The sequence below is a fragment of the Akkermansia sp. AE01SA01 genome, from assembly GCF_036417395.1.
Lineage (GTDB): Bacteria > Verrucomicrobiota > Verrucomicrobiia > Verrucomicrobiales > Akkermansiaceae > Akkermansia.
Map to the genome: position 1 here is coordinate 294,155 of NZ_CP143890.1, position 12,560 is coordinate 306,714.

Genomic DNA, 12,560 nt, shown 5'->3' on the forward strand with positions numbered 1-12,560 from the left:
AAGTAAAAATGGGCGGCAACTGCGTTCTACGCGGAATGTCGTCTTGACTATGTACGGGGAAAAGTCCTTTATATCCCAAGTATTAAGTTCCGCTCTCATGATTCGCCCCGTTTTCCTGATTGTTTCTCCTCTTCTTCTGGCGTGTTCGTCCGCCTTGTCCCAGGACAAAACCACTCTCAACAGGGGCGGTTACGGGTCCGTGATGACCCCGGAGCAGGTAGCTCGCGAACTGGGGCCGGAAACAGGTATTCTTCCCGGCGACCAGGCGTATGAAGGCAAGCCCGTCAAAAGTGTTTCCGTGCGTTACAGAAGCAGCGGGAAAACCGTCTCGGAAGATCGCCTGAAAAACCTGCTGGCTACGCAGCCGGGCACCAAATATTCCCCGGACGTGGTGAACAAGGACCTGGAACGCCTGTTGGAAAGCGGTCTGGTCGGGGGCAATACGACGGTTGCCGTAGAACCCTCCGGCGAGGGCGTCAGCGTGGTATTTGAAATGGCAGCCCAGAATCTGCTGGGCGGCGTCGGCTTTCAGGGCAATACCGCCTTCGACAGCCAGGATCTTTCTGAAGAATGCGGATTAAAGGGCGGGGAAGCTCTCAGCGACAAGGCGCTTAGCAGCGCCATCACCAAACTGCGCACCTATTATCAGGAATCCCGGTATCCGGACGTGCAGGTCTCCTATTTTTACCAGAAGACGGAACGCCCCGGCTTTGTGGATGTGGTCTTCAACATCAATGAAGGCAAAAAGGCCAACATTATCAACATTGATTTCGTGGGCAACGATCATGTCAGCTCCAAGGACCTGCGTCAGGTGATGAAGACCAAGGAAAAGGGCTGGCTGACCTGGATCACCAAATCCGGCCGCATTGACCGCGAACAGCTGGAGGACGACCGGGCGGAATTGGTGACTTATTACCGCAACAAGGGCTATCTGCGCGTCAAGCTGGACAAGGTGGAATACTTTGATTCCGGCAAGGGCAACGAGCAGAAGCTCACCATGAAGATCACGATCTCCGAAGGCCGCCGCTACAAGGTCAATCAGGTAGCGTTCGGACCCACCAAAGTATTCACTTCTCAGGAACTCGTGCCTGGCCTGAGCATGTACAACGGAGACACCTATTCCGCCCAGAAAGTGGCCGACGACGTGACGATGATCCGCCGCTATTACGGTTCCCGCGGTTATGCGGATGCCACGGTTCGTCCGGACATTCAGGAAGTGGGCATTGATCCCAAGACCGGCTACGGGCAGATCAACATCGTTTACCATGTGTCGGAAGGCAACCCTTACCGCGTGGGCAACATCCGTGTCGTCGGCAACAACCGTACGAAGGACTACGTCATCCGCCAGGAACTCCCCCTCCAATCCAATGACCCGATGAACTCCGTGGACCTGGATACCGCTCAGAAACGCCTCCAGAACTTGAACTACTTTGATCTGGTGGACGTAGCACAGGTAGGTTCCACCCGCCCCGGCTACCGTGACGTCAATATTGAAGTGGCGGAAAAACGCACTGGTTCCCTGAACATCGGCGTGGCGTTCTCCTCCATTGAAAGCGTGTACCTGTTTGCGGGGATTACGCAGTCCAACTTCGACATGTACGACTGGTCCTCCTTCGTGGGCGGCGGCCAGCGCTTCGCTATCAACACGCGCATCGGTTTTGAGACGCAGGATGCCAGCATTTCCTGGGTGGACCCCTGGTTCCTGCACCGCAAGCTCGCCTTCGGCACGGAAATCTTCTACAGCAACTCCTCCTACTATTCCGACTACTACGACCAGCAAAACTACGGCTTCGCCGTTTCCCTGCGTAAGCCGATCGGAGAACTGGACTACGTGAAGCTGGAATACCGCCTGGAACAGTACCGGATTGATGCCAAGGGGAACGCCCCCATCTTCTTCTGGCTTCAAGACGGGGATTATCTGCGCAGCCATGTGGAACTCTCCTACACCATTGACACCCGCGACGCCCAGATATTCCCGCGCAAGGGGGGCAAATTTGAGGTGCTGGCCGGTTATTCCGGTCTGGGCGGCGATGTACATACCTACAACTTCGGCATCAATGGCGCTTATTACTGGAACCTGCGGGGAGACACCATTTTCAGCATCAATGCCGGAGTTGCCACCGTGGACTCCTATAGCGGCCATGACGTACCCATTTTTGAACGCCTCTACCTGGGTGGTCCGTACAACATGCGCGGCTTCCGCTTCCGCGATGTGGCTCCTTACAATCCTGCCTTCAGCGGTGACGAAACCATGGGCGGCCGTTCCTCCTTCTTCTGCCAGTTTGAATACTCCATTCCGGTCATTGAAGAAGTCCGTGTCGCCGTCTTCTACGACATCGGCTTTGTAAATGGGGACGCCTTTGACTTCGGCACGTCCAAGATCGTTTCCGACTATGGCATCGGTCTTCGCCTGAACCTGCCCATCGGTCCGCTGGCCGTGGACTATGCAATTCCGGTCCAGAAAAACAATGCTATTGACCGCGGCGGCCAATTCCAGTTCTATCTTAACTATTCCTATTAATTTAATTCCTGCCTCCTGACCTATGAGCAATTTCCGTATCGTTATTCTGGTGCTTCTGGTAGTGGCCCTGGCTGTCCTGGGACTGATATACGTGAATCTTTCCGGAAGAATGGATGTCCTCCAGCAACAGCAGCAGCTTGCAGTCTCTTCTGCGGCTCCTGCTGTGAATGCTCCGTCTCCTTATCTGCCCATGCCCACGCAGGCCGCCCCGGCGTCAGTGCAGCCGGCAGTGGTGGCGGACCCCGTGATGGTTGAGGAACTGGCCCATAAGACGGCGGAATTGGAACGGGCGAAGAAGGAAAATGAAGAACTGCGCCGCCGCCAGGCCGTAGCGGAAGAAGAACGTGCCCTTCTGGTACGGCAGAATTTGGAAAAGGGGGATCCCCAGCTTCAATGGCTCAACGACATCAGTGAAGCGGAGCAGGTGGGCCGGGTGACGGAATACATCCGTGAAGCCAACCTCGTTTTGTTCCAGGCGATCGGCAAGCCGGAATTGACGGTCGGCCAGGAACTGGGCATCCGCCGCCGCGGAGGCATCTTCGCCGCGCTGATTGTGGACGGCGTTGATCCGGACGGCAAGACGTACCAGTCCTATGTAAAACGCAACAAACTTTTTGACAGCAACGACAAGGAACCTCTCAAGCCCGGGGATGAAGTAATTATTCCCCCTGCAAGCTGGCATGCCTCCCTGCCTGAACTGGACGAAAACAACGCGACCCCCGCCGGCAGCGCTCCCGTTGCCGCGCCTGCCTCTTCGGCTCCCGAGCCTTTTGTTGTTCCCATGGAACCCTGATCCGGCCTGCCGGATGCATCCAAGCAAAAAAGAAAAGACGTGCACTTGAAAGAAAGACTGCAGTCGGGCGCCGGTCCCACCCTGTCCTTTGAATTCTTTCCGCCCAAAAACGAACAGGCGGCAGCCGCCTTGTACCAGACCATTCGTGAACTAGAACCCTACCGGCCCAGCTTTGTCAGCGTGACATATGGCGCGGGCGGCTCCACCAGGGAACTAACGCGTGAAGTCGTCTTGCGCATCCAGAATGAATCCCGGATTCCTACGGTACCCCACCTCACCTGCGTAGGGCACAGCCGGGAGGAAATATGGAACATTCTGGATCGGTATGCCCAGGCGGGAGTGCGCGCGGTACTGGCCCTTCGCGGTGATCCTCCCCGCGGCGTGGGGCATTACGACCGTTCGGCGGATGCCTTCAAGTATGCGGCGGATCTGGTGACATTCATCCGTGAATACAATGAATCCGGTCACCATCCGGACCCGGGCGGTTTTGCCATTGGCGTGGCGGGTTTTCCTGAAGGCCATCCCTCCACTCCCAACCGTCTGCGGGAAATGGACTTTCTTAAAGCCAAGGTGGATGCCGGAGCGGACTATATCTGTACCCAGCTGTTTTTTGACAACCACTGTTTCCTGGATTACCGGGAACGCTGCCTGCTGGCGGGAATCAAGGTACCTGTTCTGGCAGGCATCATGCCCGTCACCAGCCTGTCCGGCATGAACCGCATGGCGGAATTATCTGGTGGCACCTGCTTCCCCGCCCGACTGCTCAAGGCCCTGAAACGCACCGGGGGCAATCCGGATGCCATTCAGGAAGTGGGAATCCAGTTCGCTTCCAGCCAATGTGCGGAACTGCTGGACGCCGGAGTGGACGGCATCCACTTTTACACGCTCAACCAGAGCCGCGCAACCCGCCAGATTTACCGGAATTTGGGACTGAGGGACTCCCTCCAGCTTCTGGAACATGGCGAAGATAAGTAAAAAGCTGATTGATTTGGACGGCACAACACTGTAGAACCCTCTTCAACGTACTATGGATATCAAGGATATTAAGCGGGCCATGGACAATATGCCCATGGGGGATGGAAGCGCTTTTGCGGAAATTTCCGTCGGACCGGCCAAACATGAGCAATTTCTGGATGAGCATTACGGCAAGGTTGCCTTGATCGTGTTGCTGTGCATTCTTGGCGCTGCCGGCTGGATCATTTACAGCGGCATGCAGGAATCCATGGAGAAAAAAGCCGGAGCCGCTCTGGTGGCCTCCATGCCTGAATCTCCGGCCACCGGAGAGATTTCCCTGAATGAACAGGGCCTTCAGCAGGTCATGTCTGACTTTGATGACTCGCGTGCCGCCGTCACGGCTTCCTATCTCCAGGCCGTAGCCCTGTGGAATGCCGGGAAGGAAGAGGAAGGCATCTCCAAAATGAAGGCGTTTATTGATTCTGCTCCCACGGAAGAATGGAAGGCCCAGGCATCCGTTACGCTTGCCTGTCGCCTGATGAACGGCGGCAAGGCGGACCAGGCGGCAAGCCTGTTCCGTTCCGTGGTTGATTCCGGTGATCCCACGTTTTCCGCTTTTGCCACCATGTGCCTGGGAGATATCGCCAGGGCCGGAAAGGACAGTGCTGCGACTGGAACCTTCTATCGTGAACTGGCGGAAAAATTCCCTTCCAGCGCGTTTGTTCTTGATTTGCAGCGGAATGGCTATATACGCCGCAAGGCTCTCTTTGATATCCAGAGTCCCGTAAGGATTGAGCCCGTTGAGGATAAAAAATAACCCCTCTCTTTTAAGAATACAGTTTTATGACCGCATGCCGCAGTAATGCAGGGCATGCGGTTTTTTGTGTCCGGATGCATGGCTGACGGCCCATTGCTGACAGGTGCGTGACATATTTAGACAAAAAGGGAACTTTGTTCGCGCTTTACGGATGTGGACCTGATGGTCCATGATCCATCAAACCATTTTCCGAACCATGAACAAGTACATGAAATCTTTCTGGCTTCTCCCGCTGTCTGGACTGTCCCTTTCCCTGCTGCCGTCATGCACGACGGACAGCTATGGAAACACGGCAGTGACGCCCGGGGGCGCTGCCGCCATTGGCGTGGGCGCTCTGGCTGCCGGAGCTGCCATTGGGGCGGTCGTCCAGCATGACCGTGATAAGGACAGGCACCGTAATGACTGGAACCATCATAACCCGCCGCCCCCTCCTCCTCGTCCCTACCACCGACCTCACCGGCCGAGGTAACTCTCTTTTTTGCGGAATGATTGAAAGCAGCCCGTAAACGGACTTGTTTACGGGCTGCATTATTTTTGAGGGGAATTGAAAAAATGAAAACCGGAAAGCAGAACATCCCATCATTGCGGAATTCCGGGAGGCGGCCTTCCCTTTGATGCCGCCTTATGGGTGTAAAGGAACGGTCTTGACGCGGATGCTCAAGTGCATTCTCCCTGGCGGATGCCGTTCAAAGCCCAGTGCATGCGTTGCTTGGCGCTGGCCGGGTCACTGAGAATGGACCCCAGTAACTCCAGAACGGGACGTGCCGCCTGGGGATCGTGTACCTGGAGCTGGCCGGAAAGAATAAAAGGAGCGCCGCCGCAGCAAACCAGATAAATAAGAATGTTCATGGGATTCCCGCTCACGATGGAGCCTTCCTCCTGGGCCGCCTGAATGGTCTCCAGCAGCACGAAAGGATGCCGTGTATGCAGCCCGGAAATAAAGCGGATCGCCTCCTTTTCCCCTGCCAGGGCATCCAGCACCAGCTGGGCGATAAACTCTCCGTGAAGGAGGAGGAAATCCATAATGTCCTCCAGAATAATCTCCAGCTTCTTTAAAGAGGGCAAATGAATATTGGCATGCGTCCTGACGCCGGTAAACAGGGGTTCGTACCAGCGTTCCAGCAATTCATTCAAAAAGGCGTCGCGGTTTCCAAAGTGATAGACGAAACTCCCCGGATTGGTTCCTGCGCGCAGGGACAGGCCGCGTACGGTAAGACCGCGGAGTCCGGATTCGCTGGCGATCATGGCTCCCGTATTGAGCAAATGCTCTCTGGTGGATCTCCGTTTGGTCATATGGAGGGAATGATAAAACCATGTGTGCCCCTTATGATTTGGAAAGGCAAGGACTTGTTACGTCTGTTATTGTAAAAGGCGGAACCGGGGCCTCGTCTATTCCCCGGTTCCGCCGGCTAGAATCCCGTCTGGTCAGGACTTGGATTCCAGCTCTTTCCTTCGGGCCGAAATCCAGCGGGAGAACAATTTGGCCGTAGCCGGAATAATGAGCAGGTTCAGGATCGTTGCTGAAACCAGTCCGCCGAACTGAACGATGGCCAGGGGGCCAAGCAGTTCGCCGCCGGGCTTGTCAATGGCCCAGATCAGCGGCAGCAGTCCCAGAACCGTGGTCAGGGACGTCATGATAATGGGAACCACGCGCTCACGTGAACCTTCCCGGATAGCTTCCACAGGGGTCATTCCCCTGTGTTCCAGGGCCCGGTACCTGTTGAGCAGGATCAGGCCGCTACGGATGGCAAAGCCGATGACGGTTACAAACCCGACGATGGAAGCTACGGAGAGAATAGGCGGAATGTACGTGGCGCCGAACAGGGAGGACAGGGTGCCCGGAGACGCCAGGAAAACGGCCACAATGCCGCCCACCAGGCACAGCGGAATATTCACCAGCGTCAGCATGGCGCGGCGCACGCTTCCCAGGGCGGAGGACAGGAGCAGCACGATCAACACCATCACGATGGCTCCCAGCACGTAAAGCCGTTCGGAGGCTGACTCTCTCGCCTTGATGGTGCCGTCATAATCAACAGTACAGCCCATGGCATTCATGACGGGGTCCAGCTTCTCCCGGCAGGCCTTCGCCAGGTCCCCCAGGTTGGAATTGGGGGAGGGATTGCAGGAAATCATGGCTTTCCGCATGGTATTGTCTCTCAGGATCAGGTTGGAAACCTCCTCACGGTACACCTGGGCCACGTCGTCCAGGCGCACGGTCTTCCTGTCCGGGGAAATAAGCTCCAGACTCTTGACGTCTTCAATGGACGTCTTCAGCTTGGGGTCGATGCGGAGCACGATATTCCAGTGGTCCTGGTTCTTGATCACCTCTCCCAGCTTCTGGCCGTTCATGGCCGTGGAAACCTGTTCAGCGGCATTGGCCATGGTCAGGCCGTAGGAGGCCAGGGCCTCCTGGTTGTACTGTACGCGAATGGTATCCACCATAATCTCCCGGTTGGCGCGTGCGTCGGCCACTTCCGGCAGGGAGGCCAGAATCTCCTTGGCCTTCTGTGCTGCCAGCCGGAGCTGGGGCAGCTCTGTTCCGTAAATGTTAATCGCAATTTCCGAATTGGAACCGGACAAGGCGGAACTGATGCGGTGGGCCAGCGGGTAGCCGATCATGGAACTGGTGCCGGGAATGTCGTCGATGCACTCCTTGATGGCGGCGCGCAGTTCCTTCTGGTCCTTGTTCAGGTCTACCCGGACGAGCAATTCGGAAGCGCTGACGGGCTCCGCGTGCTCGTCGTTCTCCGCCCGCCCCGTGCGCTGGGTAACGCTGAGCACGCCGGGGATGTGCTCTATATCTTTCATCACCTTGCGGGAAATGCGCTCCGTTTCGTCCAGGGACGTTCCCGGTACCGTGCTGACGAACACCGTGTAGCAATCTTCATTGAACGGAGGCAGGAAGCTGGTGCCGAAAGTGGAGCCCAGCCACAGGGCCAGCAGGGTGACAGCTGCCATGATGGCGCAGACCGTCTTGGAAAAACGCAGGCAGAATTCCAGTACGGGCGCGTAAATGCGCTTGATGAGGCGGGAGCTGAAGGAATCCCCGCTCTCCAGCGTGGCGGCGTTCTTGCTCTTCTTGAACCACATATAGCACAGCACCGGCGTGATGGTAACGGCTACGATAAGGGAGGAGAGCAATGCCAGCATGTAGGAAATACCCAGCGGACGGAAAAACTGGCCTTCCAGCCCGGACAGGAAAAGAACAGGGGTAAACACCAGCAGGATGATTACGGAGGAGAAGGAAATGGACCCTACGATCTCTCCCTTGGCCTCCATCAGCACTTCATACTTGCTCTTTCGCTGCTCTTCCGGCAGGGCGGCATTCCGGTTTAAATGCCGCCAAGCTATCTCCACGAAAATGATGGCGTTGTCCACCACATCCCCCACGGCCACGGCCAGGCCGCCCAGCGTCATGATATTGATCGCCAGGCCGAAAACCGGAAACATCATCATCCCGAACAGGACGGACAGGGGCATGGAAATCAGCGTAATAATAGCTGTCCGCAGGTTCAGCAGGGTAAGGAAAATCACGATCATGACCACCGCTCCCGCAATCAGCAGGGTCTCCGTGCCATTCTTCAGGGACATCTCAATGAAATCCGCCTGGCGGTACGCGCTGGTGTGCAGCTTCATTCCCTTAGGAAGCTGGCTCTGGCTGAACTCCTTCATGGCCGCATCCAGGGCTTGCGTCAGCGCCAGTGTATTGGCTCCGGGAACCTTCTGTACGGAAAGCACAACGGCGTCCTCTCCCATGAATCCGGCGTCGCCGCGTCGCGGAGCTCCGTCGATCTTGACCTCTGCCACGTCCTGAAGTCGCAGAATGCCGGAAGGATGCCCAGGAACCAGGGCGCGGTTAAGCTGTTCGATATTGGCTGTGCGGGTATCCTGCTGAATGGGAAGCTCCTGCCCGGCCACGTCTTCCAGATACCCGGCGGGCACGGAAGACTGGGACTCTTCAATGGCCGTTTTCAGGCTGGAAAGATCAACCCCGGCCAGCTTCAGCCTGTTGGGGTCGTAAACCACCTGGTATTCCGGCAGGCGGCCGCCCAGCACCGTCACCTGGCCCACACCGGGAATGGCCAGCAGGCGCGTGCGCAACTTGTATTCCGCAAGCTGCCGCATATCCAGCGTGGAAGTATCCTTGTCCCCCGTCAAGGCAATCAGCATAATCTCCCCCGTCACGGAAACGATGGGGGCCAGTTCCGGGGATGTATTCTCCGGCAGGGTATCCCGGACGGCAGCCAGACGTTCCGCCACGATCTGGCGCGCCTGGTAAATATCCTTGTCCCAGTCGAAATCCACCCACACGAAGGAAAGGCCGCTGCCGGATGAAGAGCGCACCCCCTTCACCCCGGCCGTGCCGTTCATGGCAGACTCAATGGGAATGGTGATGTACTGCTCCACTTCCTCCGCCGTCAGGCCGGGGGCTTCCGTCTGGATGGTGACGCGCGGCACCTTCAACTCCGGGAACACGTCCACCGGAATATTCTTCACCACGAAAATGCTGATCACCGCCAGGGCGAGCGTCAGCAGAATCACGGTGATTCTGTTATTCAGGCAGAATGAAATGAGAAAATTCATAAACTTTTAGTTATTGAATGCTGATAATTAAAGATCGGTGGGAATATTTCAGAAACCGTGCACTGATTCATTCTCTTCTTAATCTTTTGGTCATTGCGGATTAGTGCTCTCCTTCGTGGAACTGTCCGTCCGCATGGAAATGCCCGGCTGCTTTCTTGCTGCCTGAACCTTCTGCGGGCAGGATATACTTTAGCTCATATCCTCCCTTCGTAACGATGGTCTGGCCGGGAATCAGGCCCTTCACGGGCGTCTTTCCCTGGCGTGCGGGCAGCGTCTGCACCTTTTTCATGACAAACGCGTCCTCTCCCGTCTTGATAAACACCACGTCATTCACGCCCACTTTCACTACGGCACTGTTAGGTACGGGAATGAAGCCATCCGTAGCGGAATCGCGGGAATACAGGTCCAGCCGTGCAAGTTGTCCGGCATGCGTGCCTTCCGGCAGGCGGTCCGGCGTAAAATACAGGGCGCGTGACTGTGTAGCTGGGTCCACCTGGTCCGCCACTCTCAGAGAGCCGTCCAGCAGCTCCGTATTCTTGCCCCGGGTCAGCGCAAGCTGGGCCTTGGCGTAATGGACGGGGTCCGTCCCGTAAATGGTGGTGGCAAATTCCAGATCCCCCTTGTTGGTCATCACGAGCGCGGGTGCGCCCTGTTCCCCCCAGGCCCCCTGGGTCATATCCACGGACTGCACGGAGCCGTCCGCGGCGGCGTACACGTAAAGCAGGTTGTCTTTCAGCTCTCCGGAGGCGGTTGCCAGTTTCAATTTATTTTCACTGGCGTTCAGGGCGGCTTTCAGGCTCTCTTCCTCCGTCTCCTTGAACCGAATGGTGGTATTCAGCTCGCTGTTCTTGGTTCCTATCTTTTCCAGCGTCTGCCGCCGTTCCTTGAGGGCGGCTAGGTCTGCGATGCAGCGGTTCAGTTCCGCTTTGGCCTGGGCGGCTGCTCCCTCCATCTCCACAATGTCCGGAGAGGCCAGCGTGTACAGGAGCTGGCCTTTGCGCACCTGCTGGGCGGATTTTACATGGAATGTGACCCGGCCCGCTGCGGGAAGAGCATACGTATTCACGGCGTGCGGGGGAATGACCATCTGGCCGTGCAGGGTCCTTTCCGCCCCGTGGGGCACGGCGGTCACCTTCTCGAAGCGCATGTCCAGAGAATGGCGGGCTTTTTCATCCACGTGCAGGGGAATCATGTCCTCCAGGGCGCCGGCCCCTCCTGCTGAGGGCTTGTCGTGGTCATGGTCGTCCGTGCAGGCCTTCCCTTCCGCATGCTGGTGGCCTTCATGGTCGTGGTCGCCGGTGCAGACCGTGCCGTCCGGATGAGTATGCTCCTTGTGGTCGTGCCCTTCCGTGCAGGTTTCCCCCTCCTTGTGCTGGTGTTCGTCATGGCCGTGGTCTGCCGTGCAGGGAGTGCCGTCGGCGTGGTTGTGTTCCGCGGAAGTCTCCTGGGCGCCGAGAACGGGGCTGAGTCCGAAGACGGGGGCAATTCCCAGAATGATGGAAAAATAGAGACGTTTCATATTTGTGAAAATGGTTGATGGAAGTGAATGAATTATTTTGATTGGAGATTGGCGTGGGTGAGGTAGCGCAGCTGTGCCTGAATGCCCAGCAGCTTGTCCAGATTATCCAGAAATGCCAGGCGGCTTTCGTACAGCTGGTGGCGGTTTTCCGCCAGTTCCAGCAGGGAGGCTTCACCGATGTCGTGCAATTTCTCCATGGTCTGAACGGAGGAGGAAAAGGACTCCATGCGCTGAAGCTCCGTCCGGCAGTGGCGGATCATCATCTGCTGGGAAGCCTCAAGCTGGCGGGCATTAAACAACTCCGTCTTCCAAAGCTGGACGGTTTCCATCCGGGCCGTATTCCGTGCGCCGTGCGCCTCCGCAATGGCCTTGCGGTTGCGGTTCCACAGAGGAATGTTGAACCCTATTTCCCCCCCTACTTCCTTCTCCCCGTCGTCGCGAGTGAAGGAGGGCCCCAGTTCCAGTTCCGGATACTGCCTGCGGATTTCCGTCTTGAGCAGGGTTTCCGTGGTGGCATAAGTAGCCATTTGAGCTTTTATCTTGGGGGACTCCATCAGCGCGGCGGGAGACGGCGCGGTTACGGCGGCGGGGAGGCTGAACCCTTGTCCGGTGAGGAAACGGAGCCTTGGAACGCTGGAAGGGTGCATGCCCATCAATTTGACCAGCTCCATCTGCTGCTCCAGTTCCGTCTCCGTGACATTCTGGAATTCCCGGATGGCGTCGTTCATGCGCTGGGAGGCCACCTGGCGTGAAGAAAACTCAACTTCTCCCGCCCCAATCAGCTTTTCGATCATGCCGTTCTCCTTTTTCAGCACGGCCAGGCGGTCCTGAATCACGGACTTGCGGCGTTGCGTAACAGCCAGCCTGTTCCATGCCTGGTCCAGGGAACTGAGGAAATCCAGTTCCGCCTGGCGCAGCAGCCAGAAATCCGCTTCCTTGTACTGTTCCGCCACCTTCTTCTCCAGGGCGGGAAGGCCGGTGACCGGAATCGTGAAACCCAGACTGCCTGACATGTTGAGCGTATTCTCCTGCAGGACTTGTTCAATGTCCCAGGAAAAGGATGGATCATTCCACCAGCCCGATTGCCTGGCTGCTTCCTTGCTGGAAGCAAGCTTCAGGCGGGCCTTGTTCAGGTCCGGATTCAGGACCAGGCCTATCTGGCGCGCCTGGATCTGGGTGACGGCAGTATTGCGGTCAATGGCCCCGGACTCCTGCCTCCACGCGGCTTCCTCCGCGTTCAGGTCAATGGGGGCGTTCTTATAGACGCTGCATGAGGCCAGGAGAGCCAGCAGGCCCAGCCCGGAATAAAATGGTATGGATTTCATGTTGTGAAAGAGATGGGTAAACAAGGGAGTCCAATTTGAGTTGGACA

9 protein-coding genes are annotated in these 12,560 nt (G+C 57.1%); 5 read left to right on the plus strand and 4 right to left on the minus strand.

Annotated features, from left to right (window positions below):
- The first annotated feature begins 97 nt into the window (after nucleotides 1-97).
- From bamA to V3C19_RS01245, 5 genes are all read left to right on the plus strand, one after another.
- Nucleotides 98-2,521: an outer membrane protein assembly factor BamA gene (gene bamA / locus V3C19_RS01225; RefSeq protein WP_161981421.1), complete on the plus strand. Its 2,424-nt coding sequence runs from the start codon at nucleotides 98-100 to the stop codon at nucleotides 2,519-2,521.
- A gap of 22 nt (nucleotides 2,522-2,543) precedes the next feature.
- Nucleotides 2,544-3,314, plus strand: a complete 771-nt coding sequence (locus V3C19_RS01230; RefSeq protein WP_295875277.1) for a hypothetical protein — start codon at nucleotides 2,544-2,546, stop codon at nucleotides 3,312-3,314.
- 39 nt (nucleotides 3,315-3,353) lie between these two features.
- A complete protein-coding gene (metF, locus tag V3C19_RS01235) occupies nucleotides 3,354-4,289 on the plus strand; it encodes a methylenetetrahydrofolate reductase [NAD(P)H] (protein WP_130083665.1) in 936 nt (311 codons plus the stop codon).
- Nucleotides 4,290-4,368: 79 nt separating this feature from the next.
- Nucleotides 4,369-5,085, plus strand: a complete 717-nt coding sequence (locus V3C19_RS01240; protein ID WP_295933495.1) for a tetratricopeptide repeat protein — start codon at nucleotides 4,369-4,371, stop codon at nucleotides 5,083-5,085.
- A gap of 196 nt (nucleotides 5,086-5,281) precedes the next feature.
- On the plus strand, nucleotides 5,282-5,554 hold the full coding sequence (locus tag V3C19_RS01245) for a hypothetical protein (RefSeq protein ID WP_295933491.1): 273 nt from the start codon (nucleotides 5,282-5,284) through the stop codon (nucleotides 5,552-5,554).
- A gap of 188 nt (nucleotides 5,555-5,742) precedes the next feature.
- On the opposite strand, the gene V3C19_RS01250 is transcribed toward V3C19_RS01245, so the two are convergent.
- The 4 genes from V3C19_RS01250 to V3C19_RS01265 form a co-directional block, all read right to left on the minus strand.
- A complete protein-coding gene (locus V3C19_RS01250) occupies nucleotides 5,743-6,378 on the minus strand; it encodes a TetR/AcrR family transcriptional regulator (RefSeq protein ID WP_130083662.1) in 636 nt (211 codons plus the stop codon).
- A gap of 132 nt (nucleotides 6,379-6,510) precedes the next feature.
- Complete coding sequence (locus V3C19_RS01255; protein ID WP_295933489.1) at nucleotides 6,511-9,669, minus strand: efflux RND transporter permease subunit; 3,159 nt, start codon at nucleotides 9,667-9,669, stop codon at nucleotides 6,511-6,513.
- Nucleotides 9,670-9,769: 100 nt separating this feature from the next.
- On the minus strand, nucleotides 9,770-11,188 hold the full coding sequence (locus tag V3C19_RS01260) for a hypothetical protein (RefSeq protein WP_130083660.1): 1,419 nt from the start codon (nucleotides 11,186-11,188) through the stop codon (nucleotides 9,770-9,772).
- A gap of 32 nt (nucleotides 11,189-11,220) precedes the next feature.
- Nucleotides 11,221-12,513 carry a TolC family protein gene (locus tag V3C19_RS01265; RefSeq protein ID WP_295933486.1) on the minus strand — a complete coding sequence of 431 codons (1,293 nt, stop codon included), beginning with the start codon at nucleotides 12,511-12,513 and terminating at the stop codon, nucleotides 11,221-11,223.
- Nucleotides 12,514-12,560: the final 47 nt, after the last annotated feature.